Source organism: Shouchella patagoniensis (assembly GCF_002019705.1).
Lineage (GTDB): Bacteria > Bacillota > Bacilli > Bacillales > Bacillaceae_D > Shouchella > Shouchella patagoniensis.
This window is the reverse complement of the sequence record NZ_KV917377.1, coordinates 4148755-4174640: the sequence shown is the minus strand read 5'-3', so window position 1 is coordinate 4174640 and position 25886 is coordinate 4148755. Positions and strand designations below refer to the sequence as shown.

Here is a 25886-nt window from a genome sequence, read left to right as displayed (position 1 = left end):
TGCTTGTCAACTATATGGTTGCGTGATGGTTAATTATAAATGCTTACTTCTTATTTTGTTCTTTGCTTTGACCCTTCAAGTTCACCCTAAACCAACCCAATGCCTTGCGTTTTTTTAGCTACAAAAAAAGACTGCTCTTAACATGCTAAGAGCAGCCTTCCTTTAACACTTCTATTTTCAACTTCTTACGCTTGCTTTAAAAAATCCGATTCCGTTTTCACTTTTGTCTGGTTATCATCTACATGTAATTCCAACGCTTTCGCTGTTGATGCATGAACCTCATTTAGAAGCAACGGCTTCTCTGCTAGTGACATTCTAAAAGAAGGCACCATTTCCTTGATTTTTGCTTCCCACTCTGGCATCTGTTTTGGAAAACATCTTTCTAGTACTTCAAGCATGACATGGACAGCCGTTGAAGCCCCTGGGGAAGCCCCAAGCAGTGCGGCAAGGGAGCCGTCTCTTGCACTAATCACTTCTGTGCCAAATTGAAGTGTTCCTTTTCCACCTGCTTCTGTATCACGAATGACTTGAACACGCTGACCAGCGACAACTAAGTCCCAATCTTCGCTTTTAGCGTTTGGGATAAACTCGCGTAACTCGTTCATCCGTTGTTCTTTTGATAACAGTACTTGTTGAATTAAGTATTTCGTTAACCCCATATTTTTTGCTCCGGCAGCGAGCATCGTAAAGAGGTTATTGGCTTTCACAGATGTAAATAAATCAAGTACAGAACCGTACTTTAAAAATTTTGGTGAAAAGCCAGCAAACGGTCCAAACAGCAATTTCTTTTCATTATCGATGAATCTTGTATCTAAATGGGGCACAGACATCGGTGGGGCGCCCACTTTTGCTTTTCCGTAAACTTTCGCATGATGTTGCTCCACAATCGCTGGGTTATTACATGTCATAAAGATTCCACTTACCGGGAAACCACCAATATGTTTGCTTTCAGGAATCCCAGATTTCTGTAATAAATGCAGACTACCTCCGCCACCACCAATAAAGACAAATTTTGCAGTATGCGTTTCAATTGTACCGCTTTCAAGATTACGTATTTTGACGTCCCAACGTCCGTTGCTTCCGCGTGTAATATCGGTTACACTATGGTTGTAATGAATCTCGACGTTTTCTTCTTCTAAATGGTCAAACATTTTATGTGTTAGTGCACCAAAATTTACATCTGTTCCTGTGTCTATTTTTGTTGCCGCTATCGGTTCGTCTGATGAGCGGTCTTTCATCATAAGTGGAATCCATTCCATTAATTTTTCTGGGTCGTCTGCAAATTCCATCCCTTTAAATAGCGGATTAGAAGAAAGCGCTTTAAAACGTTTTTTCAAAAATTCTACATTACTTTCGCCTTGGACAACGCTCATATGCGGCAATGCTCTAATAAATTCCTGCGGTTGTTGAATTAAGTTACGGGTAACAAGGTAAGACCAGAATTGCATCGATGTTTGAAACTGTTCATTAATCTTAATCGCTTTGCTAATGTCGACCGTTCCATCCGGCTTTACATTCGTGTAATTAAGCTCACACAGTGCCGCATGTCCTGTACCCGCATTGTTCCATTCATTCGAGCTTTCTTCCCCTGCATTTGCAAGCTTTTCGAATACTTGGATCTTCCAATCTGGTGCTAATTCTTTCAGAAGTACACCTAAAGTCGAACTCATGACTCCAGCACCGATTAATAAAACGTCTGTTGTACTTTGTTTGTCAGTCATCCTTATCCGTCCTTATATGTTAATATTCGCAAACAATGTGAACACATAGCATGCCACACCATTGTGGATTTATTCCTTTTTATATTGTAGCACTATTGCAAGACATTTTAAATATCACTTGCGATTCTGAATGATTTACACAGATGCCTCTTCCCATTTGTACGTAAGAATGGGGGCATCTGCGCCTATTTATTTATTTATTTATTAATACCATAGCAAGTTGTTCGAGAGACTGCTTGTCGCTCACCACATAATCTCGACCCTTCTTTTTCAAATAACCCTTTTGACAAAATTGATTAAGAACATGAAGAAGGTGGCGGTATGATACGCCTAAATAATCACACACTGTTACATGCTTTTCCTGATAGATTCCTTCATCAGAAAGTTCCAAGATAAAATAGGCAAGTCGGTTTTCAAGTGGAAAAGCGAGACTTTGCGCATATTTTTTAGCCATAAACGTTGCTTTTACACTTAGAAATTTTGTTAATTCACGGAGAAATAGAGCATCCCCTAATAATTGTGTGCGACATTGCTGAAAGGGGATCGCAAAACAAACGATCTTGGTTGCAGCTTGAATGCCTTTAGAATAATAACCTTCATCAATGAGTTCCATTTCCCCAATGAAATCTTTTGGCTTAATAAAATTGATTAAAGATACCTTGCCATTTTGATGTGTTGTATAGATTTTTGCCTTACCTTCCACCACATAAAAAAGGTGACTTGGTTTCTTTCCTTCATTAATGATCCATTCATTGCGTTGATATTCGAACACTTCCATAAACGTTTCCACAGGAAACGAAAATGGATGAGCAATCGAATGCATATTCATATAGAACTGCTTCTTCTCACCTGTATAAGCGTACATCTTTCACCTCAATATATGCGATATCTCATAGTATCCTTATTCTTTCCATGATATCATGCGAATCATACGAACAGAGGACACAATTGGAGGAAACACAATGAACACACATCGCTGGATGAGTACTCGCTATTTTAGCTTCTTTTTAACGTGGGGAATCTTTCTGCCTTATTGGACAGGATGGATGGTTTATGCAAAGGGGCTTACGGTAACAGAAGCAAGTCTCATTATGAGCCTAGGTTTAGTTGCAAGAGGACTTTCTACTTTATTCGCCTTCCCTTATTTATCAGGCAAGGTTAGCAGCAAAATGCTAATAAATGGAGCGAGTATCGGGACATTCATTGCCCTGCTTCTCTATATCCCCTCTCAATCTTTTACAAGCTTGCTGATCGTCACGATTTTCTTTCACTTGCTTTATCCAGCCTTAATGCCTATTTTAGAAAGTGCTGCAGGTATGCTCGTCCAACATAAACAATTACTGCATTACGGAAAGAGCCGTCAATGGGGCTCCATTGGATTTGTCTTTGCCGGAGTCGTTTTATCCGTTTTCATTGCGCTCTTTGGTGATCACATCATATTACTGGCGCTCATACTCGGCGTAGCCGTCCTCGTCTACTTAGGCTTCAGACCTGCACCGGCTATTTTATCGGCAAAACCACAGGTGCAACAAACAAAAGCGGTTGGTTTATCGAAATTGTTTCAGCGAAAACATTTTTGGCTCGTTTTACTCATTGTTATTTTGCTCCAAGCAGGACACGCATCTTATTACAATTATGGATACCTTTATCTCAAAACGATTGAAACACCCTATTATGTGATTGGCGTCATCTTAAATATTGCCGTACTTGCGGAAATTGTTTTTTTTACCTTAGCAGATCGAACCTTTCGACGCTTCTCAATCGGTTCTTTACTCGCACTGGCAGGACTTGGCGCAACGATTCGCTGGCTACTCGTTTTTGCCTTTCCAAATATAATTATGTTTTCCATTGCCCAAACGTTGCACGCCTTTTCATTTGCGATGGCTCATTATGCTTTTATGAAATACTTAATTCAAAACATCCCGCAAAACGAGATTCCAAAAGTACAAGGGCTCTATTCTGCGGTCGCCCTAAGTTGGAGCACGGCGATTTTTACGTTATATGGTGGCTTTCTGTTTGATATCAAACCAGCGTATGCTTTTCTCGGAATGATTGTTTGTACCGTACCAGCGATGATTCTTGGACTAGTTTATCGAAAAAAAGCCCACTAGGAGCTCCCATAGTATCGTGCCTTACAAAAAAGGTTCATATAAAAGAGGCACGATCCGGTGTATACCGGATCGTCCTCCCCTTGTCCCCTACTGGATATTTCTCCTATATAGTAAGTAACAAAGCACAATTTATCATAAAAAAATAAGATTTCTTAAAAACACCGTGGATGAAAACGGACGTGTACAGTTTAAGTGTCATGAGTTATACTTCAACTTGTTTTCATCATGGACCAAACTAGCCTTCATTTCTTCCACCGACTCAACTTCAAACCCTAAGTCAAGCAACATTTTGTGATCCTCTGTTTCTTTTTGACCTGACGTTGTTAAATAGTCCCCGACAAAGATTGAATTAGCAGCATATAAGCCGAGTGGCTGTAATGAACGAAGATTCACCTCGCGTCCACCTGAAATTCGGATTTCTTTTGTTGGATTGATGAAACGAAATAAAGCTAGGATTTTTAAGCAGTAAAGCGGATTTAATTCTTTTACGTTTTCTAATGGTGTGCCATCAATAGCATGTAAAAAATTTACTGGTATTGAATCTGCATCAAGTATCCTTAAACTGTTTGCCATATCAACCACATCTTGCATGGTTTCTTTCATCCCTACAATAACACCTGAACATGGAGACATTCCGGTTTTTTTCGCAACTTCCACCGTATTAACTCGATCAGCGTATGTATGTGAAGTCGTTATGTTTGGATGGTTATTTTTTGAAGTATTAATATTATGATTATAACGATTTACCCCGGCTTCTTTTAGCCGTTCTGCTTGCCCGGGCTTTAAAAGTCCAAGACATGCACATATTTTTAATCCATATCTGTGCTTAATCTCTGTTACTGCGTCAACGACTTGATCCACTTCTCTGTTGGATGGACCTCTTCCACTAGCAACAATACAGTAAGTTCCTATATTTAATTCATGCGCTCGCTTTGCTCCTGCAAGAATCGTATCCTTAGTAACAAATCTGTAGGAGTCAATCGCTGCTTTTGAAATGGCTGATTGAGAACAATAGCCGCAATTCTCTGGGCACAAACCAGATTTTGCATTCATAATCATATTAAGTTTTACTTTTTTTCCGTAATAAAACTTTCTAATTTGAAAAGTTGCATGCATAAGTAATAAAACATCATCATCTGGACACTTTAAAATCGACAAAGCCTCTTGGTTGGTTACCTCTTCTCCATCTAATACTCGGTATGCTAGTTCCATCCACTGGTTCATTCCCTACCCCCATTGATTGATATGTGTGTCAATATAGCAGCGGACCACTTTTTGAACGTTGTTCTATCTGCAACTCTATGCGTTGTACGCACCTTCCAATACTCTTCATATAATTATAAAAAATAAATCTATCATTAGATCCGTTCTAAACGCTATAACGATTGCTTTCATTCATTACATGCGGCTACTATTGACCTCTATTGTCAACCTAAATATAAATTAAGTTAACAATATCGTATGATTCTTCATACATTCTGTCAATAGTCGCATGTACTTTACAATAAAATGACTCTAATGTTTACGTATCGATAAGCGTATTATTCTCCAAAGAAGCTGTATTTTTGCTGGCAACTCATTTCTCCAGTTATTACTCAAGCCTTTTTTCTCTCACTAAACAAAAAACGCTGCAGAGCAGCGCTTTTTGTTTCCCTGTATCGTTCACATCGATGCGCCTGTTCCTTTCCTTGTTTTTCGTTTGAACAGTTTTACAAACAATGGATAACAAAGAGAGAGTAGTGTTAAACCAAACAATGTCGTCGCAATTGGCGATGCAAAGAAAATCGCTTGCGGGCTTTCGTAAATAATTGATGCCCGCCGTATGTTTTGTTCCATTTCACCGCCGATAATTAACGCCAAAATTAACGGTGCGACTGGATAGTCTAGCACCCGCATGAGCAAGCCTAGCAACCCCGCTGCAATAAGCAAATAAAAATCAATTGTGCTATAGCCAAGCGTATAAGCGCCAATAAAAGATAGCACAAGCACGATTGGATAGAGAACATTAGCAGGCGTGCGCAATACTTTAATTAAGAGGCCAACCATTAAAATGTTGATGATAACGAGAATCAAGTTTCCGATAAACATACTATTAATTAGTGTCCAGACAAGATCTGGACTGTTTTCAAACAAAAGCGGTCCTGGCGTGATACCAATCATAACTAGAGCCCCGAGCATAACCGCAGTTGTTCCAGAACCTGGGATGCCCATCGTCAGCATCGGAATTAGTGAACCGACTGCCGCTGAACTATTGGCAGATTCCGGGGCAACGAGGCCTTCGACTGCACCTTTGCCGAACTCGTCTTTTCGCTTAGATAATTGTTTTTCTGTGCTGTACGCAAGTAAGGACGAGATCGTCCCTCCAGAACCAGGCAATACACCAAGGAAGAAGCCAAGTGGACCGCTGCGGAAAATAGGACCAAGCGACCGTTTCCATTGTTCTTTCGTAAACCATTTACTGCCGATCGTTTGGTTTTTTGGCTGCTGATCGGTTTTCTTCGGAAACATATTGTATAAGACTTCTCCTAATGCATAAATCCCAATAATGATCACGATAAAATTAATACCATCTGTAAAATGAGGCACACCAAATGTGAAGCGATGCACACCAGATTGCAAGTCGATACCTACTGTGCTGATCGCAAGCCCAACAAACATCGCAACAAATCCTTTAATCATTTTCCCTGTTGAGAGGGCCACCACTGCCGATAACGTAAATAAGAAAAGCATGAAATACTCGGCCGGTCCAAAATTCAACGCAAATTGTGCAAGAGGAATGGCAAGAAAGATAAACCCAAAGATCGCCATGATTCCCCCAAATAAAGATGCCATCGCTGCGATTGACATCGCTTGTCCGGCTTGCCCTTTTAACGTCATCGGATAGCCATCAAATGTGGCTGCAATCGACGAGCCATCTCCTGGCGTGTTAATTAAGATTGAACTTCTTGACCCACCAAAAAGAGCTCCATAATAGATCGCTGACATAAGGATTAGTGCACTAACGGGATTCATGCCAAACGTAAGCGGAATTAAAACCGCTACTCCAGTTGCGGGACCAAGTCCAGGTAAAATCCCAACAATCGTACCAAGCAAGGCACCAAAAATTAACCACACCACATTCATTGGTTCAAGTGCGGTAAAAAACCCGTCTATCACAATGGACCACTCCATTTTTTTACCCTCCAAACGCCGGCAAACTAATTTCAAGCAATTGGCTAAAGATATACCAGGTGCTTAAAGAAACGATGCCTGTTACAAGAATATTTACTCGCCATTTTGTTTTGCCATTTAAGTAAAAAAGCAATGCGGCTAAAAACGTAACTGTAGATAACAAAAACCCGGCGTATTCAAACAATAGCGTATAAATGATGCACAGAACCACGATGACACCAATGGTCGTAAGGGTCGATCTACGAACGAGCAACAGTAAATCTTCAGGCGCTGCTTTTTCCTTTTTCTTCATTACTTGAACCAAATCAATAATCGAAAACAGCAACAACCCGACACAAATGGCAGCTGGAAAATAAAGTGGTGCCATTGCATCACCAAGCGTGGCTTGTGGCAGCTGTAAAATGAGAATGCCATATGCGACGCTTAGCACAATAAAAAACAACGGCATTGATAACCGAACGGCATGCATACTTCCATCTCCTCCATTAAGGCGCAAGGCCTGAATCAACAATAATCTCTTCAAAAAACGTAGCTTGTTCTTCCATAAATGCAGTTGTTTCGCTACTGTCCATATAAAAAGCATCCAAATCATTATTTTTCAAAATCGTGTTCCATTCGTCTGTTTCCACCATCGAAGACAGCCACTCGTTCCACACGTCAATCTCTTCTTGGGTCATCCCCTCTGGTCCCATAATGCCGCGCCAATGAGGAAAAACCATTTCTGCACCAAGCTCAGTCCAAGTAGGCACTTCAGGAAACGCCTCGAGCCGTTCTTCCGAAGTAATCGCCAAAATCGTAACTTCTCCGATTTCGTATTGCTCAGCAAAACCAGACACTGAATTTGTAGCTATATCAATATGACCGCCTAGGAGCGCATTCATAATGTCCCCGCCGCTACTATAGACAAGAAATTGCAGTTCTGTCGGATCAACACCGTACGCAACCGCTGCTTGCACAAAAGCGAGGTGATTACCAGAACCGAGGGAAGGGCTCACGCCAATCGTTAACGATTTAGGATCTTCCTTAAGTTGCATCATCACTTCTTTACCATCTTCAAATGGGGAATCTGCGCCGGAAGCGACAGCGAGCCACTCGGTTGAGAGCATGGCAAGCGGGGTGAAGTCTTCATACGATAAATCACTTTGCCCAAGCAAGTTGCTTGTTAAAAGCAAACTTGAATTTACAGCAGCAAAATGGCTATTTTGCTGGTTCAAGTATTGCCAACCTACTTCTCCGCCACCGCCAGGCTTGTTTAAAACGGTTACGTTTTCATCCAGTTTCCCGTCTTCGACGAGGGCACGCTGAATCGATCGAGCAGTCATATCCCACCCTCCACCTGGAGTAGCTGGGGCGATAATCTCTATTGTCCGATCGGGAAAAGAAGCGGTTGATTGTACGCTGGCACTACATCCAGCAAGAAACGCCAAGCTAAGAATGAACATGCTTTTTTTCATTCGTAAACACCCTCCAATTAAAGCAAACGCTTTCATAAACTTGTTTCAAGCACTATAGCACGCCTAGTATTGTCGAAACAATAAAACATCTCTAATATTCTTTTTAACCCTTTCATGCTTTTTAGCCTTTATGGCCACACAAAAAAAAGAAACCCAAATCGGCCTCTTCCTTTATTTCAATCGATAGCGACGTTCAGGTCTGCCAATTTCACCGTAGCTTAATTGAGTATAAATGTCTGCTTCTCGTACAAGATGCTCAAGATAACGCCTTGCGGTTGTCCTTGAAATGCCAATCTCCTCACACGTGCCTTCAATCGTTAAGCCCTCTTGTGCTTGTTTAAGCGCCTTATACACCCGCTCAAGTGTAATCGCATCAATTCCCGTAGGCAGAATCGTTGCCGACGGTGATCGTGAAGTTGTTTTAGGCTTTCCGCCAAGGACCCGTTCTGCATCTTCTTTTGAAAAGGTTGCGTTTGACCGCTTGAAAAAGGTTTGTTCGTTTGCGTAATCTTCAAGCGTTTGTTTAAACAATGATGCGTCTACCGGTTTCTGTAAAAAGGCAAACACACCAAATCGTTTCGCTTGCTGGAGGATTTCGATATCATCAGACGCAGACACAATGATGATGTCTAAAGTAGGATAGTTTGTCCGCACCTTCTGCAAAAGTTCCTGCCTCTCGATATCAGGAAAGTATAAATCGAGAAGCAGAAGATCCGCGGTTGGGTTTTCTTCAAGTCGTTTGAATAAGTCCTGTCCGTTTAACACATGCCCAACCTGACGACAGCCGTCACTCGAATTTATGTATTCTGAATGAATCATCGCCACCCTGTAATCGTCTTCCGCAATCAACACATTCATCCTTTCAGCCCCTTCTTTCTTTCGGTATATAAATGGATACAACCGTCCCTCCTTTTTCCGGCAAAGAAGCGATTTCCATCAGCCCGTCCCACTTCAATAGCGTTTCGCTCACGTTTGAGAGACCAAATCCACGGCCCTCTCCTTTCGTAGAGACACCTTCTTCAAATAAATGTCTTCCTTCGTGACTAAACCCCTCACCACTGTCATACACATCAATCACCCACTCGTCTCCTGCATCACTCGCGAAAAAGCGCACTTCTTTTTTCTTTGTGTATGCAACTGCTTCAATTGCGTTGTCTAAAACATTGCCAATTATGACCGACAAATCAGACATCGGAACCCGTTTAATTGGCTGTAATTCACTTGAATCCTCGATCGACAAGTGGACATGTTTTTCAGATGCTTTCGCCATTTTTGCGAGTAAAAGTGCTTGGACGCCGATATCTGTTACTTTTTGAAAAAGAGGCGTCGTCTGGGAGCGCTGAACATTTGTTTCTTTGACGATAAAGTCTAGTGCCTCCTCTTGCTTTCCAAGCTGTAACAACCCCATAAGCACATACAGTTTATTTCGAAACTCATGCGTTTGAGCACGAAGTCCATCAGATTGTACTTGTAGCTGTGCCATCGTTTCTTTCACTTGTTTCATTTCTGTAAAGTCCCTAAAACTGCTAATCGCTCCAGTCCGTTCCCCATTTTTATAGATAGGGCGGCAATTCACCATCAACGTTTTCCCCTCAATCGATCGCATCTCATCATAGAACGACTCGCCTTTTAGAAGCGCTTGATCCAAGCCAAGCACCTTCAGCACGGTTTCGCTCGCTTGTTTCTTTGGCAAAATTGCTTCAGCAGCAGGGTTCAGCAACGTAATGCCTCCTTGTTTGTTCACTGCGCAAATGCCTTCATTCACCGCTTTAAGCAACGTTTCCCGTTCTTTATATAACGCTGCCACTAAAGCGGGTTCATGCCCAAATGTATCCCGTTGCACACTTGATGAAATCAACCACGCACAAAGCAAACTCAACCCTAGACCAGCAAGCCCTGCACTCGCATTACGCCATAGTCGCCCAACCAACTCTTCTCGAATTGTATCCATCGAATAGTTTACACTTACAGCGCCGATTAACTGTTCTGCCTCGTCGACTTGATCATAAATCGGTGCTGTCGTTTGAATCACTTCTTCCCCACGTAATTCCGTTCGTTCGGTTACATAGGAGCCAAACACAAGCGTAGGCTGCAAGGTTTCCTGATTCTCTTCCATAATTCCGGACAACACGTCTTTTCCTTCCTTGTCCATCACAAAGACAAGCGGGTTATTCGCCTGTAAACGGATGCGGTCAATAATGCCTTGTACTTCGCTTATATCTTCATCATGAAGAGCACCAGCCAAAGCTGGCATAAAGGAAAGAGCATTTGCCGTCTGCCTCGATAACTGTCTGTATTCTTCGTCTAAGTTAACGCTTTCAAAGTAAGCATGAACAAGTGTGAATAATGAGATAAGGGCACACACAAGAATGGAAAAAACAATTAGTACGCGGGTTCGAATCGTTGTACGTTTTTTGCTTAAGGGCCAATCCTTTATTCTTTCCATAGCATCGCTCCCTCTAAATAGGTTCCTAGTTTAACATGGAATCACGAAAAGGGCGTCCCTGCCAAATCGGACAGCGCCCCTCACCTTTTCTTTCTGTTAGTAAAACAGCTTCTTTTGCAACAGCTCCAAAGCTTGTTCTATTTCCTCTATTTCTTCTTTTGATGCGTGTTGCAGTCGCTTTTCAAAACGAGACTCAATTGTGGCAAACGTTTTATTCATCATTGATTCTCCTTCTTTTGAAAGGCGAATGTATTGTTTTCGACGGTCTTCTGGATCGTTAACGCGTTCAATTAGGTTTTTCTCGGTTAACTTTTTTAATTCCCGGCTCGTGTTTGGCATCGGTATATGTTGGCAATCGCTAATCTCACTAGGTGTTACAGGCTGGCTCACCATTAGATATTCAAGAATATGGTATTGAACAGATGTAATGGAGTCCGATTTGGCATGTTGCCTTAGTTCATGTGTCACCTGATGAACGGACGCTGTAAAGGCCACCCACTTTTTAAAAAGCGTTTCTTTGTTCATCTTTTTCACCTCTTAATAGAAAAGATAACAAAAAAGTTATCATTAAACAATTATCAATTGACAACTAAATGCATCTCTTGCTATATTGTTATCAATTGATAAGTAAATGAGGTGGCTTATGAATCTACTTATTCTTTACATTCATCCAAATCACACTAGCTTAACGGATGCTTTCTTGCAAAGCGTACTTAAAGGCAGCAAGGAAAACTCCAACATTAAAAACATACAAGTACTCGATCTTTACGAAGAAAACTTTAACCCCGTGCTTTTGTTTAACAAGGACAAACGAAGACGGGACATGTATCGTGACCCCGAACTTGAAATCTACCGAGACCAAATCACTTGGGCAGACAAACTTGTTTTTGTATACCCGATTTGGTGGGGACGTCCCCCAGCAATACTTATGGGATACGTTGATCGAGTCTTTGCTGCGAATTTTGCCTATAAAGATAAAAAAGGGTTTCAAACGGAAGGGTTGTTACAAGGCAAGTCGGTAGTATGTATATCAACGATGAAAGGACCAACACACTACCCCTTATTTTTGCTAAACAACGCTCATAAAGCATTAATGAAGAAAGCAGTATTCCAGTTTGTAGGCATGAAAAAAGTAACGTTTTTTGAATTTGGTTATATGGAGAGCCGAAAGGGAAAACAAGCAAAGAAACTAGCAAAAATCCAGCGTTATTTTCAAAAAATCGCAAGCTAATAATGACATCTATTTGCGGTATAGAAAAGAGGAAAAACATCTTTCAATTGAAAAATGTTTTAAAGTTATCGACAACATCGACAATCGGATTAGACTGAAAAGAGAGGACAGCTACCCTTTCAAAGAAGTGGCCAGCTTACCCTCTTCGTGTTTTGTCTAATCGATCTAATTCAGTTGGTTTAAAGATGCCTTCCTCTGTCACGATCGCAGTGATGAGCGAGTGATCCGTGACATCAAAGGCAGGGTTATACGTTTTTACGCCTTCAGGGGCCATCGGTTCTGTATACCATTTTGTTGTGATTTCCTCCGCTGCGCGTTCCTCAATCTCAATATCGCGGCCGTGCTTACTGTTAAAGTCAATCGTCGACGTTGGGGCACAAACATAAAACGGAATGCCATAATGCTTTGCTAAAATCGCTACACCTGATGTGCCAATTTTATTCGCTGTATCACCGTTCGCTGCAACACGGTCACAACCCACAAGGACGGCTTGGACTTTGCCTTCACCCATAACAAGAGAAGCCATATTATCACAGATTAACGTCACATCAATATTGGCTTCAGAGAGCTCCCACGCAGTTAAACGTGCTCCTTGTAATAAGGGCCTTGTTTCATCCGCATACACTTTAAATTGATAGCCTTTTTGCTGGCCAAGATAAATCGGAGCAAGGGCAGTTCCGTATTTGGCTGTGGCAATTGTGCCCGCATTACAATGGGTTAAAATGCCACTTCCTGGCTTTAGTAAGGTTAGTGCGTGCTCGCCAATCGCTTCACAAATTTGTTCGTCCTCAAGCCGTATCGATTCCGCTTCTTCTTTTAGCGCGTAAACGATATCTGTCATCGACGAACCCCGTGTCTCTTCTTTCTTCAATCGATCTTCCATTCGATCTAATGCCCAAAATAAATTGACAGCAGTAGGACGGGAGGAGGCCAACAACGCTTTAACCTCTAAAAACGAGGACCGCAGTTGATCTTTATTTACAGCATCGCTTTTTTTCACACCAAGATAAAGCCCATAAGCCGCGGCAATGCCGATTGCTGGTGCTCCTCTCACTTTCAACTGAACAATCGCCTCAAAAACCTCAATTGGTGTTTCTAGTTGTTCATATCCTTTTTTACCTGGAAGTAACGTTTGATCCAAGATTATTAAACTCGCGCCATCCTCACTAAGTTTAACCGATTGAATCACATCAACAATTTGATTCATTGCACTGCCTCCCTGCACGTATTCTCGCGAATAACACGAGTAAAATCATCTCCGTGAAAGAAGTCATTACGGTTTACTATAAAGACTTTCGCTGCTCTTAAGCACGTGATTTCAGCAGTAGCTCTCTTCGTTGGATCAGCGATTTCAGTTAAATCAGCCACAGGCGCCAAGCCAATGACACGCCGAGATAATTCCAGCCCTGCCACCGCGGCCGTGTCCGCAATTAACTCTGCAAGATAATACTCTAAGAAGCCAGGGTATTGTGCAACATGTTCAGTCACTTGATCATAGAAAGCTTCAATAAATTTCTCTTTAAACAATTCAATGATGTCTCTAATTGTGGTCAGAATATATGTTGTAAATTGTTCACGGGCTGGCGGGTCTTCAATTGTTTGATCTCCATTCACATAAGCAAATAAGAGGTTGGCGATAATATTGCCGATGTCATAACCAGCCGGTCCATAAAAAGCAAATTCTGGATCTATTACTTTTGTTCGGTCTTTCGTAACGAAGATCGAGCCTGTGTGGAAATCACCATGAAGCAACGATTGCGCTTTTGTTAAAAATTGAAACTTTAACTTCGCTGTCTCGAGCGCCAACGATCCATCTCCCCAAATCTCTTTTTGTACAAACGGTAAAGTACCCTCAAAAACATCATTTCGAGCACAGTTGTAAAAAGGTTCTGTATAAACAAGATCTTCCGTTATTTCGCAGAGCTCTGGATTAATGAACGCTTTTACTTGTTCTTTTTTCTCCTTATGGCCAAGAACAAGATCCGATGTTGAAAGCAATGTATTCACTAAAAAGGTAGAAAGGTGGTCTGCTAGATGAGGGAATGTTTGATGAGACAAAAAGGCTTTCCGCAAAATCGTGTACTCAGACAAATCCTCCATCACTGTGCAATTCATGATTGGATCATAGTGATACACTTTAGGAACATAGTCCGGGACAAGCGCCCCCTGTATTTTTAAAATGTCGTGTTCGATTCGATTACGATCGGGTGACACTTTAAATTCGTCGGAGATCCGTGCAACAGGTCCAGCTTGTTTAATAATAAGTGATTGACCACTGCCCTTATCAACTAATCGGAAAACGTAGTTTAAATTGCCATCGCCAATTTCGTTACAAGACAGCTCGGCATCATCCGCAAAGAATGATAGAGTTGATTTTGCATACGTAATGGCATCCGTTTCCGTCATCGTAAAATACGTTTCAGTAAAGGTTGTCATGTGATCTCCTCCAGTTATTTGTATTTATAGTACGTAATCGCTAATGCGAGAGCGAGCACTGTTCCTTTCACAATATCCATTGCATAATAAGGAACACTCATCATGACTAGACCGTTTGCGAGGATCCCAATTAATATAGCGCCAACAAACGTTCCAATCGCATTTGGTTTCCCCGCTCCAAAAACGGCAAAGCCGATAAATGCAGCAGCAACAGCGTCCATTAAGTATGGACCTCCTGCGTTAATCTCCGCTGTCATCACACGTGAAGCAAGAATAATCCCACCTAATGCGGCAAAGAAAGCGGAGAGTAAGTAAGCAATTACTTTATACTTGTTTACAGCAATACCAGACAATCGAGCAGCCTCTTCGTTCCCACCGATAATATAAAGACTGCGCCCGTGTTTCGTGTACGTTAGAAACACATGAACAGCGACAACACAGACGAGCATGATGATAATAATGTAAGGAACCTGACCAAGCTTGGCGAAAATCGGACTCATCGTTCCCTCGGCATAACTGCCATCTGGCATAATCATATTTTCCGAGATTGTGGCGCCCCTTGTATAGGTCAAGGCGACCCCTTGAATAATAAACATAACGGCTAATGTAAGGAGTAAATCAGGAATACGGATTTTAACGATCATAAAGGCGTTAAAAGCGCCAACAATAAGGGCGGCGGCAATCGCTGCTCCAATCGCAATCAATGGTGTCTGGGAGTACCAGACAAACATCGAGATGACAACGGCATTGGATAGAGACGCGACCGAACCAACGGATAAATCAAAGCCCCCAACAGAAAGAGAGATGGTAATCCCAATCGCAATAATTGTCACAATGGAAATCGAGCGCAAGATTGTCACAATATTGCTAGCTTGAAGAAAAGCAGGGTTTGCGACTGAGAAGCCAATAAGTAAAAGAACAATGAGGATAAGGGTTCCATATTTATATAAGAATCGAAAAAAATCAAAAGATGAAGGTTGTTTCACTTCAGGTGTAGCCATCTTACATGCCTCCAGTAGAGAGGTAGAGCAGTTCCTCTTCATTTGTTTGTGCGGTCGTTAATTCTTTAACAATGTTCCCATCGTAAAGAACATACGTCCGATCCGTCATGCCAATCATATCTGCTAGTTCACAAGAGGCATAAATCACTGCTTTTCCTCTCGCAGCAAGCTCTGCAATCAACTCAAAGATATCCTTTCGTGCGCCAACGTCCACTCCTTTTGTTGGTTCATCAAAGAGATAAAGGTTAGCATCGTTTACTAACCATTTGCCAATCGCGACTTTCTGTTGATTTCCCCCAGATAAGTTTTTTACCAGTGCCTCTGGTCCAGGCGTCTTAATACCAAGAGCTTGTATAAGCGTATGTGCACTCGCTTTTTCCTTCTTTTCATTCCAGAAGCCAAGACGGTTGCTAAACAGATCAAGACTCGCAGCAGATAAGTTTGCCGAAACGGTCTCATCAATTAGAATCCCCTCTTTTCGTCTCTCCTCTGGCACAAAAGCAATCCCCTTTCGAACTGCGTCAGCAGGAGAAGACAAACGGATAGGTTCTCCATTCAGTAAGAACGAACCCGACGTTCGGACTGAAGCACCAAAGAGCAGCTTACAAAGCTCTGTCTTTCCCGCCCCAACCAAACCTGCTAAACCAACAATCTCCCCTTTTCGAACAGTCAAAGAAACGTCCTTTATTTTGCCTCCATCGGATAAGGAACGAGCTTCCAAACAGAGAGCACCAGCACTTGAGCTTCTAGTCGTAAATTGCTCGTCTAATGGCTCTCCCAACATATCCTCAACGACTTGATCAATTGACGTATCCGCGATTGATCGCGTGGAAATCACATGTCCATTCCTCATCACTGTGATCACATCACAAATCTCAAACAACTCTGCTAAGCGATGAGAAATAAACACGACCGCTACGTTCTTCTTCTGTAAATCTCGTACGATCCGAAACAGTTGCTTTGTTTCGGCATGACTAAGCGGAGCGGTTGGTTCATCTAAAATCAACAGGCGGCAATCAGTCATGACGGCTCGTGCGATAAGGACCATTTGTTTTTCTGCAAGCGTTAACTCACTAACTAGCTTTCTCGTTGAAATCTCAATTCCGAGTGTGTCGAGAACGTCCGCTGCCCTCTTGTACAAAGAGCTCCATTTCACCCAACCCTTTTTCTTCTGACTCGATCCAAATGTATACAAATGCATATTTTCTGCAACAGATACGTACGGCACGAGCCCCGTATCTACTTCTTGATGAACGATTTGAATGCCAAGCATTTGCGCATCTCTGGGTGAACGAATTGAAACCTCTTGCCCATCAACTAATACCGTTCCCGCGTACCCTGCCTCGGAACCCGATAACACTTTCATTAGCGTTGATTTACCTGCGCCATTTGCACCAATTAGCGCGTGGGCCGAGCCTCCACTCACCTCAAAAGCAGCCTGATCAAGCGCTTTTACACCAGGGTAGGAAACTGAAATTTCTTTCATCTGTAGCTTCATCAAATCACCTATTGTTCGTTATGTTCTTTTAACACAGTCATCCAGTCTTCTAAAAAGGCATCTGACTCACCCCAGTTAGGAAGGACATCTGTTAATGTGACCATATTCACTTCACTCTCGGCTTGCAGTAATTGATCGCGAGAAATGAGGGAGGCTTCTAAATCATAAAACTGGGGTGTTTCTTCACCAGCTAATTTCTTTGCAAGAATCCGTAAGTTGATAGACCCAATTAGCTTTGGATCAACGGCAGCTGTATAGTTCCATGTACTATTTTCTTGTTGCATCATTTGAAGATCGGCATTTGATACATCAATGCCATAGATGTCAATTTCATCTCGTCCTGCTTCCTCAAGTGCACGTGTTGCTCCAATTGCAAATGCATCCCAAGTCGCAAAAATTGCATCAATTTCACCTTCTCGGTATTTATTAAGCAAGGCTACAACCGCATTTTGTGTTTGCGTGGATGTGTCTTCTGCCGCTACACCAAATCGTTCAAGTTCATTGATTCCTGGTTGATCGGCCAGAACCTCTTGATAGACAGCGTCTCTTCGGACCATTGGAGGAAATCCATCCACCCACAAATAAACAATATCCGCCTCCCCGTCAAAATCTTCAATTAACTTACCTAGTGCAAGTGTAGCGAGTTCTTCATCATCTTGTGAGGTTAATGTCACACCTTCAATTGTCTCTAAATCAGGATTTGAATCAAATGTGACAACCTCTATCCCTTGATCAACTGCACGTTTTACAGCATCTACCGTAGCAGCATCATCGCCATGGGAAAGGATTAAGCCATCGTATCCCCCATTAATTGCTTGCGAGATCGCATCATGATACTTCACTGTATCACCATTAGCCGTAAAGACGTCCACATCAAATCCTAAAGCCTCCCCTTCTTGTTGAACTCCTGCTAAATATTGAGCTGTATGATCGTCTCCACCTATTTTACGGATGACTTTAATTTTCGCGCCTTCTCCTTGAGCGAATCTCTCTGGCACACCATCTAAATCGATGTCTGCTTGAACCTCCGTTGCATCTCCATCCCCACAAGCAGCAAGAAGTAGAATGCAAGCTGCAGAAACCCCGATTGGTTTAACCCCAAATGCTTTTCTCATGTCTCATCTCTCCATCTATTAAAAATATAAAAAAGCCTCTTTCGATTTAAGAAAGAGGCGGAATGCGATGATCCTACCTCTTATCTTTCAGACTCAAATAAAAGTCTGTTGGATGTAGCACCGTGCCTTCATACCTTAAAGGTTCTCATCATAAAAGATACACATGATGATTAGGTCGGTTGCCGGGCTTCACAGGGCCAATTCCCTCAGCCAGCTCTCGATAAGAGTTTCATAATAAAGTTGTGTACTCAAATTCTCTATTCCCAATCAGAGTAATTGGTTTTAATAATACGAGTGTTTAAATTCATTGTCAATAGATTTAATAAACTTTTTTCCTAATTGACAGAGTAGACGCACACTGTCATAATCCATTATAAGATTGACCAAACTTAATTTATTTTTACTCTTATGAAGAGCTGGTGGAGGGACGATCCCAATGAAACCCGGCAACCTGTTTTGGCTTACACTGCCCATTCAAGGTGCTAATTCTCACAAGGTTACCCTTGGTAGATAAGAGGACATAAAAACGAGTCCACTGTCCTCTTCGCTACGAAGAGGGCTTTTTTTGTTACACATGTTAGGAGGCTATTCAAAAATGAGTATCGTTACAGCAACGTATCGCGTATTTGATCCGAAAAAGGACCTTCATAAAAAGGCAGAGTCAATTGCCCTTGGGTTAACAATTGGTTCATGGACTCATTTACCGTCACTTGAAAAGCAGCAGCTCGAGAAGCATAAAGGAGAAGTCGTCGAGGTGCTTGAAGAGCAACCAACCGAACAAACCAATCGTGCCTTTGCGGAGGAACGGACAACAGGGTTAATTAAGATCGCTTATCCTGCCGCCAATTTCTCTACCGACCTCCCTGCTATTTTAACAACCATCTTCGGAAAACTGTCTTTAGATGGTGAGATTAAGCTCATCGATATTGAATTAGATCCCGAGCTTGAAGCCGCTTTTCCTGGACCACAGTTTGGTATTGAGGGCATCCGTAGTCAATTAAATGTATATGACCGACCGCTTGTTATGAGCATTTTTAAAGGAATGATTGGCAAAGACTTGTCAGAGTTTAAGAAGCAATTAAAAGATCAGCTACTCGGAGGCGTTGATCTTGTAAAAGATGATGAGATTTTATTTGAAAACCCGTTAACGCCTTTTACAGACCGGGTTCGAGCTGGCGCGGAAATAGTAAAAGAGGTGTATGAACAAACAGGTGAACAAAAGCTGTACGCCGTCAACTTAACCGGTCGTACCTTTGAATTAAAAGAAAAAGCAAAACAAGCTGTCCAACTTGGGGCAAACGCGTTATTGTTTAACGTCTTTGCTTATGGGCTTGATGTCTTGCAAGCCTTAGCAGAAGACCCTGATATTCACGTTCCAATTATGGCACACCCTGCTGTTTCTGGTGCCTTAACACCGTCACCTTTTTATGGCATCTCAAACAAAGTACTACTCGGAAAATTATTACGCTTAGCAGGTGCCGATCTCGTCTTATTTCCATCACCGTATGGAAGTGTGGCATTAGCAAAGTCCGAAACAACAGAAATTGCTCACGCTTTAACAAAGACAAGCACATTAAACAAGGCGTTTCCAGTCCCATCGGCTGGCATTCACCCTGGCCTCACTCCGTTATTAATAAACGACTTTGGCGTAGATTCGGTTATTAATGCTGGCGGCGGTATTCATGGTCATCCAGGTGGTGCCCGTGCTGGAGCAAAAGCTTTTCGAGATGCGGTCGCAGGAGTGCTCGCAAACCAATCATTAACAGAGGCAGCAGTCCACTCGCCAGAGCTAAGTGAAGCGATTCATTTATGGGGTAACCCAGCATGACATCGTTTGCGAAGAAAAAGCCGATTCTCTTTTGTGACTTTGATGGCACGATCACAACAAAAGACAATATTATTGCCATCATGAAACGGTTCGCTCCACCAGGGTGGGAACCGATTAAAGACGATATTTTAGCAGAACGGATCTCGATTCGCTCCGGTGTTGGTCAACTTTTTAACACCATACCGGTTGAGCGTAAGCAAGAGATTATCGATTTTGTATTAGCACAAGCTGAAATACGCGCTGGCTTCTCTTCTTTTTTGGACTATGTTCGCAAAAAGCAGATTCCGTTAAAAATTGTAAGTGGCGGCATTGATTTTTTTGTTCAACCGATCCTCGAGCCTTTTGACCTTCTGGGCGATGTGTATTGCAATGGCAGTGATTTCAGTGGCAGTACAATCACGATTACGTGGCCACACAGCTGTGACCAACATTGTACCAACGAATGCGGTTGCTGTAAGCCGTCTATTCTTAGACAGTATCCAGAAGAAGAATACTACAAAATCGTCATTGGCGATTCAATTACCGATCTACAAGCAGCAAAAGTCGCAGATGAAGTGTTTGCTTGTGATGAATTTTTACTAGATAAATGCCGAGAACTTGGTTTAACCCATTCCTATTTCAATGATTTCCGTGAAATCATTGAACAACTTGATTCCAATAAGGGGGTGAGTATACGTTGACGCTTCTGCAAGAAAAACAGGAACTGTTATGGAATGAACTAGCTGACATTAAAGATGAATTAGCAGAGCGTGACTGGTTCCCAGGTACAAGTGGCAACCTTTCAATTAAAGTGAGTGACGATCCGCTCCGCTTTCTTGTAACTGCAAGTGGTCGTGACAAACGCAAACGCACACCCGATGACTTTTTACTCGTCAATGAAAACAGTCAAGCCGTCGAAGAGACAAGTCTAAAGCCATCTGCAGAAACGATTCTTCATCAGCGAATATATGAGCAGACAAACGCCGGTTGCTCCCTTCACGTTCATACGATTTACAACAATGTGATTTCAGAATTATACGGAGATGAAGGCTCGATCACTTTTAAAAATCAAGAATTAATAAAAGCCTTTAACATCTGGGAAAAAGATGGCTCGATAACCGTGCCAATCGTACAGAATCATGCCGACTTACCGCGCCTTGCGGATGCCGTGTCAAAACAAATACAACCAGGTGTTCACGGTGTATTAATTCGAAATCACGGTATTACCGCTTGGGGACGCAACGGTTTTGAAGCCAAAAAGCATTTGGAAGCATTTGAATTTTTATTTCATTATCACCTGCAACTAAAGCAATTGACAATTTGAGGAGGATGATTCATATGGCAGTGATTCACATTCGCAATACCGGAGAAGTCATTCGTGGTGAGCAAGAAGTAAGACAGTTTCTAGAAAACCAAGAAGTTCTTTACGAATACTGGAACCCAGAAAAACTCCCAGAAAACCTACAAAACAATTGCCAGCTTACAGATGAAGGCAAAGCGCAAGTGCTTTCTACATTTGATGAAGAAATTCGCTCACTAGCTGAACGTCGAGGCTATAAAAACTGGGACGTTATCGCCCTAAACGAAAACACACCTGATTTGGAGACGCTTTTAAAGAAATTTGAACAAGTTCATACTCATACAGAAGACGAAGTACGCGCCATCACCGCCGGTTCCGGAACATTCGTCATAAAAGGCGAAGACACTGGCTATTTCGATGTAAATCTCACGCCAGGTGATGTCATCTCAGTTCCAGTCAACATCCCTCATTTCTTCACCTTATCAGACGAACGCCAAGTCGTTGCCGTCCGCCTGTTTATTGATCCAGAAGGTTGGGTTGCACACAAATTTGACGATCCTGAATTCCAACAAGCAAATTAATCAAGAAACCTGGCTCTCTATTGGGAGCCAGGCTTTTTTGATAGCGTTAGAATGAGAAACCCACGCAAGGCGCTCTATTCTCCTGACTCACGCATTAAATCTCCGCGCTCCTTACTCAAATCTCCACACAAAGAGACTTATCTCCACTTGCGGCGCTCCTTTCTCCGACTTACGCATCAAATCTCTGACTTCCACTTTTCAATCGCCGTCTTCTATTCGTAAATTAATTAACGGATGACTTATAGCTCAGGTTCATTTAATAAAAAATAAAAGAGTGATTACCCCTCTTATTGTATCTAAAACCAGAAGCAAGACGATCGCTCCATAGACATACTTTCTTCTTAGTCCTAGGTGGTGACACTTGATTGTTTTCGGAATTAGCGCAAATAGGAAAAGGTACTGTAAAGCAAGAAGCGCAAAAACATAAATATTCCCCATCCCTATCATGAACCCATAGTTATGCCAGAGTATAAAACTAAGAATGATTACTATGAAAAAAAGAATCCATACAACCACTTCGATTCGCCACCAAAAATCTATTTTGGATGAAGTCGATTTGGGTGTTGCATCCATTAAAGAACCCCCTTACGTCACTACAGAAAATGTTTTCCTTCTTTACCATTAACCGTAAATCATAAGGGGGTAAACGTTACATTCAGATGTTTAAAACAGACAGACTTACCTTCCGTCCTACTCTTCTGCTTTTACCAACTGCCTAAAAGCAAAATGAAGACGATCCCGTTTGAATTGCAGGAGATAGTCGGTTCCGTGCATTGGAATCGTAAGCGATTGCTTACCAACAGGTCGTGCAGGAATGTCCGCACCTTGCATCTCCACATACATTGCCTCTTCTTTTTCATAAACCGTTACGATTTGTCCTTCATTTGATTTATATACGCCAGCCATCTGTTCACGATCCAATGCCATTAGCTCGTAATCTTCATATTGAATCGCTTTCTGCTCAAGGTCGACATTTAATTCGCTTTGCAGTGCGCCTTTTAGCAATGCTTCAGATGGAGCGCCTGCCATGTTTGTTAAACAGACCCCGGCGATTCCTTTCTCTGGTAGCACGGAAAATTGAGCCGCAACCCCTTTTATACTTCCGCCATGCTCGATCAATGTTGTCCCAAAAAAGTCTGGTTGAATAATGACCCCATACCCATAATAAATACCAGGTTGAATTTCAATCTGATGAGCAGTTAATGCACGTACACTCTCTGGACGAATAATTCCGCCTCCGTAAGTAAGAAACACATCACCAAAACGAAGCATATCTGCCGCTGTGGATTTTATGTAACCAGCTGCCCACATTGCCGGTGCATCCCACCACCCTGGTGTATACTCAACAATTGGTGTTTTTGCGGTTACATCAAGACCATATAAACGTGCCGCTCGCTCATCGAGCTTAGCAGGATCAAAGAAGGTCGATTTCATGCCAAGCGGTTGAAAAATGTGTGTGTCCATATACTGCTCGTACGTCTGTCCACTTACTCGCTCAATGACCATTCCAAGGAGCGCATAGCCATCATTCGAATAACTGAACGACTGTCCCGCTTGATCAAGCATGTCGAACTCACTTGTATTTAAGTAATGGATTAAGTCTTCGTAAGAATCAATACTTTCTTGCTCTTGATCTAGAGGAACACCTAATTTGATTTGCAGCTCAAACGAACCATCTTGTTCCATTGATTTCTTATTGGCATAAAACAGTGTATTCATTGGTGGCATACCTGACGTATGTGTCATTAAATGATGGAGTGTGATCTCCTTACTACCAGTGAACGTTACCTCTGGTACATGAACCTGAATCAAATCATCAACAGACAGCTTACCTGCTTCTTGAAGTTGAAGGATGGCAATGCACGTCATTACCTTTGTAATACTACCAATTCCAAAGACTGTATCAGTCATAACAGGCAGCTGATTTTCTCGATCTCGGTACCCAAAACCTTGTTTATACCCGTTGGTTAAAGCAACGATAGCACCTGGGGTTTGATGCGTACTAACGAGTGATTTTGCAAATTTCTCATACCTTTTTTTATTCATCTAAACGCCTCCTTCCCTCTTATACGTTTAAAGAGGGTAATTCGTTTTCAAAAATATAAAAATAACTTCACTCCCTCCTTATGATAGGATACAGGTAGAAAGAACAACGATAAGGAGTGAGAAAATGAGTTTATCTATCATGAGTACAGAGAGATTACTATTAAGAGAAATGACTAAAGGCGATGTTGGACATTTATTAACCATATTTTCTGACCCGGAGGCCATGCACTATTACCCATCTACAAAAGACGAAAAGCAAACCATCGATTGGATTGACTGGACGTTAGCTAATTACACACGCTTTGGGGTTGGGCTTTGGATCGTTGAAGATAAGATGACAGGCGCTTTTCTTGGTCAATGTGGGATCGTCCCCCAAGAGATTGATGGCAATATCGAGATGGAAATTGGCTATCTCTTCGTTAGAAGTGTTTGGGGGAATGGATACGCAACTGAAGCGGCGCTAGCTTGTAAGAATTATGGATTTGAGCAAATCAAATTAACGAAGGTCATTTCTTTAACGGACGTAAATAATCTCCCCTCTATCAAAGTTGCAGAGCGAATAGGGAGGAAAAAAGAAAAGACAATTAAAAAATGGGGAAAGGAAGTGCATGTTTATTTTGCATCGTTGTGATTACAGATGGACACCCACAAGCAACCGCTTGCGACCTAAAACGTTTTAGTCGCAGAGAAACGGCTTTTTTCGCACTCAAGGTTTCACGACTTGAGGTAGAAAACGACTAATACACGGATTGAAGGGTGACGATGCTTGTTGGACTTGTTTTTATTTCCCAAGCTTATTCGTTTCTTCTTCTTTTAAAGAACGTGCAATCACCTCACATTGTTTTATAGCCCAAATATAATGGCTGAAAGTGTTTGCTGCAAAATAACTGTATAAATTACTTGTTTTCGTCCACTTATAGTATTTTTTTGTCATGATTTCTTCATCGGTGTGTAATCGAATTACATTCATTACTCTTTCATGGCTTAACTTTACTTTTCTTATCGCTTGATGTACTGTTACGTCTTGATAGTTTCCCCAAATTTGCAAATTAAGCAGTTTGATTGTTCTCCATTTATAGCCTGGTGCCGGCATAAAAGGCATATCTCCATCCATTCCTTCTCTGTACCACCGTTCAAGCATTGAATGCCATTCATACAGATGCATTAATACATCACGAAAATTTTTATCTCTTTCTTGTGTTGTAATGGACATGCTTCTTTTTCTGCTAGCTACAGATTCAATTATTTCAAGCAATGAATTAAATTGTATGTCGCTATTCAACAATAGTGTTTCTTTATCACTTCTCGTCGTCATAGAATTCCCTTCCTTTTTTACTAACTCTATCCTTACTCATTGCCTCTTAAAAATGATTAGAAATTTTATTTCTTCTACCTACTAAGTTTAATTTTGCCCACACCCATTAACAAATCAATAATAAACTTCCTCTTTAAGAAGGACAAACCCATTCTCTTCTCCAACACTTTTCTTGAGCCAATGTTTGAAGAGAGACAATCGCTTTTGATGATTTTCAAGCCCAATTTGTGAAACGAAAAATGAATCGCTTTCCTTATTGCTATCGTTGCAATACCTTTATTCCAATTTAGCCAATAATCAATCGCTCTTATTCTGTTCCCCTTCTTTTTAACCGACACAATACCAAAAATGGAAAATGTATAGACACCTCCTTCCTTTTTCTCTTTTGTCACTTGCTCAAACCAGAATTCTGCACCTCCATCTGGATAAGGATGAGGGATACTTGTCGTTTCAGCTATTTCTTTGCTAGAACAATAGGTAAATCGTTTTACTTCCACAAATCTTATACTAATGTTCTTTCCATTCATTACTCTATCTCCTTTATTAACCCAACCCCATAAAACTTCGACTCTTGTCAATTTATTCCTTCTCTCACTTACCCGCTCTGATCATGAAATTAAGATTTAGGAATGAATCTCTTAAAACGCTCCAAC

24 protein-coding genes and 2 riboswitches are annotated in these 25886 nt (G+C 41.7%); of the genes, 7 read left to right on the top strand and 17 right to left on the bottom strand.

The annotated features are described in order from the left end of the window. Nucleotides 1-185: 185 nt before the first annotated feature. Together mqo and yeiL are read right to left on the bottom strand one after the other, a co-directional pair. Entirely contained in the window at nucleotides 186-1721 is a 1536-nt protein-coding gene (mqo, locus tag BK584_RS21590) for a malate dehydrogenase (quinone) (RefSeq protein ID WP_078394506.1), read from the bottom strand. A gap of 193 nt (nucleotides 1722-1914) precedes the next feature. Continuing rightward, on the bottom strand, nucleotides 1915-2586 hold the full coding sequence (gene yeiL / locus BK584_RS21585) for a transcriptional regulator YeiL (RefSeq protein ID WP_078394505.1): 672 nt from the start codon (nucleotides 2584-2586) through the stop codon (nucleotides 1915-1917). A 97-nt stretch (nucleotides 2587-2683) separates the two neighbouring features. Here yeiL and BK584_RS21580 point away from each other — a divergent pair, with 97 nt between their 5' ends. Then, nucleotides 2684-3832: an MFS transporter gene (locus BK584_RS21580; RefSeq protein WP_078394504.1), complete on the top strand. Its 1149-nt coding sequence runs from the start codon at nucleotides 2684-2686 to the stop codon at nucleotides 3830-3832. Between the two features lie 195 nt (nucleotides 3833-4027). Here the strand turns inward: BK584_RS21580 and bioB are convergent, their stop codons facing one another. From bioB to BK584_RS21545, 7 genes are all read right to left on the bottom strand, one after another. Further along, nucleotides 4028-5056 carry a biotin synthase BioB gene (gene bioB / locus BK584_RS21575; protein WP_078394503.1) on the bottom strand — a complete coding sequence of 343 codons (1029 nt, stop codon included), beginning with the start codon at nucleotides 5054-5056 and terminating at the stop codon, nucleotides 4028-4030. Nucleotides 5057-5494: 438 nt separating this feature from the next. Beyond that, nucleotides 5495-7003, bottom strand: a complete 1509-nt coding sequence (locus BK584_RS21570) for a tripartite tricarboxylate transporter permease (protein ID WP_078394502.1) — start codon at nucleotides 7001-7003, stop codon at nucleotides 5495-5497. Nucleotides 7004-7007: 4 nt separating this feature from the next. Further along, nucleotides 7008-7472, bottom strand: coding sequence for a tripartite tricarboxylate transporter TctB family protein (locus BK584_RS21565; protein ID WP_169871453.1), 465 nt, complete (start codon nucleotides 7470-7472; stop codon nucleotides 7008-7010). Nucleotides 7473-7488: 16 nt separating this feature from the next. Beyond that, the gene (locus tag BK584_RS21560) at nucleotides 7489-8457 is read right to left on the bottom strand and encodes a tripartite tricarboxylate transporter substrate binding protein (protein ID WP_078394500.1); all 969 of its coding nucleotides are present in this window, start codon (nucleotides 8455-8457) and stop codon (nucleotides 7489-7491) included. A gap of 171 nt (nucleotides 8458-8628) precedes the next feature. Continuing rightward, nucleotides 8629-9315: a response regulator gene (locus BK584_RS21555; protein WP_139365730.1), complete on the bottom strand. Its 687-nt coding sequence runs from the start codon at nucleotides 9313-9315 to the stop codon at nucleotides 8629-8631. A gap of 4 nt (nucleotides 9316-9319) precedes the next feature. Continuing rightward, complete coding sequence (locus tag BK584_RS21550) at nucleotides 9320-10903, bottom strand: sensor histidine kinase (protein ID WP_078394498.1); 1584 nt, start codon at nucleotides 10901-10903, stop codon at nucleotides 9320-9322. 96 nt (nucleotides 10904-10999) lie between these two features. Continuing rightward, a complete protein-coding gene (locus BK584_RS21545; protein WP_078394497.1) occupies nucleotides 11000-11428 on the bottom strand; it encodes a MarR family winged helix-turn-helix transcriptional regulator in 429 nt (142 codons plus the stop codon). A gap of 118 nt (nucleotides 11429-11546) precedes the next feature. Here BK584_RS21545 and BK584_RS21540 point away from each other — a divergent pair, with 118 nt between their 5' ends. Further along, on the top strand, nucleotides 11547-12134 hold the full coding sequence (locus tag BK584_RS21540; RefSeq protein WP_078394496.1) for an NAD(P)H-dependent oxidoreductase: 588 nt from the start codon (nucleotides 11547-11549) through the stop codon (nucleotides 12132-12134). 136 nt (nucleotides 12135-12270) lie between these two features. Here the strand turns inward: BK584_RS21540 and mtnA are convergent, their stop codons facing one another. From mtnA to BK584_RS21515, 5 genes are read right to left on the bottom strand one after another with little or no spacing between them, the layout of a single operon-like run. Beyond that, nucleotides 12271-13341 (bottom strand): S-methyl-5-thioribose-1-phosphate isomerase, encoded by a 1071-nt coding sequence (gene mtnA, locus BK584_RS21535; protein ID WP_078394495.1) that lies wholly within the window; start codon nucleotides 13339-13341, stop codon nucleotides 12271-12273. Next, nucleotides 13338-14570 (bottom strand): S-methyl-5-thioribose kinase, encoded by a 1233-nt coding sequence (gene mtnK / locus BK584_RS21530; RefSeq protein WP_078394494.1) that lies wholly within the window; start codon nucleotides 14568-14570, stop codon nucleotides 13338-13340. Before mtnK ends, mtnA begins: the two co-directional genes overlap by 4 nt. 14 nt (nucleotides 14571-14584) lie before the next feature. Next, entirely contained in the window at nucleotides 14585-15571 is a 987-nt protein-coding gene (locus BK584_RS21525; RefSeq protein WP_078394493.1) for an ABC transporter permease, read from the bottom strand. A gap of 1 nt (nucleotide 15572) precedes the next feature. Next, complete coding sequence (locus BK584_RS21520; RefSeq protein ID WP_078394492.1) at nucleotides 15573-17069, bottom strand: sugar ABC transporter ATP-binding protein; 1497 nt, start codon at nucleotides 17067-17069, stop codon at nucleotides 15573-15575. A gap of 8 nt (nucleotides 17070-17077) precedes the next feature. After that, nucleotides 17078-18184 carry a sugar ABC transporter substrate-binding protein gene (locus BK584_RS21515; RefSeq protein WP_078394491.1) on the bottom strand — a complete coding sequence of 369 codons (1107 nt, stop codon included), beginning with the start codon at nucleotides 18182-18184 and terminating at the stop codon, nucleotides 17078-17080. A gap of 77 nt (nucleotides 18185-18261) precedes the next feature. Further along, a riboswitch (SAM riboswitch) is annotated at nucleotides 18262-18411 on the bottom strand. 176 nt (nucleotides 18412-18587) lie between these two features. Further along, nucleotides 18588-18701: riboswitch (SAM riboswitch) on the top strand. A gap of 78 nt (nucleotides 18702-18779) precedes the next feature. On the opposite strand from BK584_RS21515, the gene BK584_RS21510 reads away from it, so the two are divergent. From BK584_RS21510 to BK584_RS21495, 4 genes are read left to right on the top strand one after another with little or no spacing between them, the layout of a single operon-like run. Then, entirely contained in the window at nucleotides 18780-20012 is a 1233-nt protein-coding gene (locus BK584_RS21510; protein WP_078394490.1) for a 2,3-diketo-5-methylthiopentyl-1-phosphate enolase, read from the top strand. Beyond that, the gene (locus tag BK584_RS21505) at nucleotides 20009-20692 is read left to right on the top strand and encodes a 2-hydroxy-3-keto-5-methylthiopentenyl-1-phosphate phosphatase (protein WP_078394489.1); all 684 of its coding nucleotides are present in this window, start codon (nucleotides 20009-20011) and stop codon (nucleotides 20690-20692) included. The genes BK584_RS21510 and BK584_RS21505 overlap by 4 nt, the downstream gene beginning before the upstream one ends. Next, nucleotides 20689-21315 (top strand): methylthioribulose 1-phosphate dehydratase, encoded by a 627-nt coding sequence (locus BK584_RS21500; protein ID WP_078394488.1) that lies wholly within the window; start codon nucleotides 20689-20691, stop codon nucleotides 21313-21315. The genes BK584_RS21505 and BK584_RS21500 overlap by 4 nt, the downstream gene beginning before the upstream one ends. 14 nt (nucleotides 21316-21329) lie before the next feature. Beyond that, nucleotides 21330-21872, top strand: coding sequence for a cupin domain-containing protein (locus tag BK584_RS21495; RefSeq protein WP_078394487.1), 543 nt, complete (start codon nucleotides 21330-21332; stop codon nucleotides 21870-21872). Nucleotides 21873-22562: 690 nt separating this feature from the next. Here BK584_RS21495 and BK584_RS21485 read toward each other — a convergent pair. Beyond that, entirely contained in the window at nucleotides 22563-23918 is a 1356-nt protein-coding gene (locus BK584_RS21485) for a serine hydrolase domain-containing protein (protein ID WP_078394485.1), read from the bottom strand. A gap of 124 nt (nucleotides 23919-24042) precedes the next feature. Here BK584_RS21485 and BK584_RS21480 point away from each other — a divergent pair, with 124 nt between their 5' ends. Beyond that, nucleotides 24043-24549 (top strand): GNAT family N-acetyltransferase, encoded by a 507-nt coding sequence (locus BK584_RS21480; protein ID WP_078394484.1) that lies wholly within the window; start codon nucleotides 24043-24045, stop codon nucleotides 24547-24549. A 150-nt stretch (nucleotides 24550-24699) separates the two neighbouring features. Here the strand turns inward: BK584_RS21480 and BK584_RS21475 are convergent, their stop codons facing one another. After that, nucleotides 24700-25233: a ClbS/DfsB family four-helix bundle protein gene (locus BK584_RS21475; RefSeq protein ID WP_078394483.1), complete on the bottom strand. Its 534-nt coding sequence runs from the start codon at nucleotides 25231-25233 to the stop codon at nucleotides 24700-24702. Between the two features lie 74 nt (nucleotides 25234-25307). After that, nucleotides 25308-25760 (bottom strand): GNAT family N-acetyltransferase, encoded by a 453-nt coding sequence (locus BK584_RS21470; RefSeq protein WP_078394482.1) that lies wholly within the window; start codon nucleotides 25758-25760, stop codon nucleotides 25308-25310. Nucleotides 25761-25886 lie beyond the last annotated feature (126 nt).

Excerpts from the sequence above, each read along its gene's own strand:
- mqo (WP_078394506.1), bottom strand. The coding sequence starts at position 1,721 with ATGACTGACAAACAAAGTACAACAGACGTTTTATTAATCGGTGCTGGA.
- yeiL (WP_078394505.1), bottom strand. The coding sequence starts at position 2,586 with ATGTACGCTTATACAGGTGAGAAGAAGCAGTTCTATATGAATATGCAT.
- BK584_RS21580 (WP_078394504.1), top strand. The coding sequence starts at position 2,684 with ATGAACACACATCGCTGGATGAGTACTCGCTATTTTAGCTTCTTTTTA.
- bioB (WP_078394503.1), bottom strand. The coding sequence starts at position 5,056 with ATGAACCAGTGGATGGAACTAGCATACCGAGTATTAGATGGAGAAGAG.
- BK584_RS21570 (WP_078394502.1), bottom strand. The coding sequence starts at position 7,003 with ATGGAGTGGTCCATTGTGATAGACGGGTTTTTTACCGCACTTGAACCA.
- BK584_RS21565 (WP_169871453.1), bottom strand. The coding sequence starts at position 7,472 with ATGCATGCCGTTCGGTTATCAATGCCGTTGTTTTTTATTGTGCTAAGC.
- BK584_RS21560 (WP_078394500.1), bottom strand. The coding sequence starts at position 8,457 with ATGAAAAAAAGCATGTTCATTCTTAGCTTGGCGTTTCTTGCTGGATGT.
- BK584_RS21555 (WP_139365730.1), bottom strand. The coding sequence starts at position 9,315 with ATGAATGTGTTGATTGCGGAAGACGATTACAGGGTGGCGATGATTCAT.
- BK584_RS21550 (WP_078394498.1), bottom strand. The coding sequence starts at position 10,903 with ATGGAAAGAATAAAGGATTGGCCCTTAAGCAAAAAACGTACAACGATT.
- BK584_RS21545 (WP_078394497.1), bottom strand. The coding sequence starts at position 11,428 with ATGAACAAAGAAACGCTTTTTAAAAAGTGGGTGGCCTTTACAGCGTCC.
- BK584_RS21540 (WP_078394496.1), top strand. The coding sequence starts at position 11,547 with ATGAATCTACTTATTCTTTACATTCATCCAAATCACACTAGCTTAACG.
- mtnA (WP_078394495.1), bottom strand. The coding sequence starts at position 13,341 with ATGAATCAAATTGTTGATGTGATTCAATCGGTTAAACTTAGTGAGGAT.
- mtnK (WP_078394494.1), bottom strand. The coding sequence starts at position 14,570 with ATGACAACCTTTACTGAAACGTATTTTACGATGACGGAAACGGATGCC.
- BK584_RS21525 (WP_078394493.1), bottom strand. The coding sequence starts at position 15,571 with ATGGCTACACCTGAAGTGAAACAACCTTCATCTTTTGATTTTTTTCGA.
- BK584_RS21520 (WP_078394492.1), bottom strand. The coding sequence starts at position 17,069 with ATGAAGCTACAGATGAAAGAAATTTCAGTTTCCTACCCTGGTGTAAAA.
- BK584_RS21515 (WP_078394491.1), bottom strand. The coding sequence starts at position 18,184 with ATGAGAAAAGCATTTGGGGTTAAACCAATCGGGGTTTCTGCAGCTTGC.
- BK584_RS21510 (WP_078394490.1), top strand. The coding sequence starts at position 18,780 with ATGAGTATCGTTACAGCAACGTATCGCGTATTTGATCCGAAAAAGGAC.
- BK584_RS21505 (WP_078394489.1), top strand. The coding sequence starts at position 20,009 with ATGACATCGTTTGCGAAGAAAAAGCCGATTCTCTTTTGTGACTTTGAT.
- BK584_RS21495 (WP_078394487.1), top strand. The coding sequence starts at position 21,330 with ATGGCAGTGATTCACATTCGCAATACCGGAGAAGTCATTCGTGGTGAG.
- BK584_RS21485 (WP_078394485.1), bottom strand. The coding sequence starts at position 23,918 with ATGAATAAAAAAAGGTATGAGAAATTTGCAAAATCACTCGTTAGTACG.
- BK584_RS21480 (WP_078394484.1), top strand. The coding sequence starts at position 24,043 with ATGAGTTTATCTATCATGAGTACAGAGAGATTACTATTAAGAGAAATG.
- BK584_RS21475 (WP_078394483.1), bottom strand. The coding sequence starts at position 25,233 with ATGACGACGAGAAGTGATAAAGAAACACTATTGTTGAATAGCGACATA.
- BK584_RS21470 (WP_078394482.1), bottom strand. The coding sequence starts at position 25,760 with ATGAATGGAAAGAACATTAGTATAAGATTTGTGGAAGTAAAACGATTT.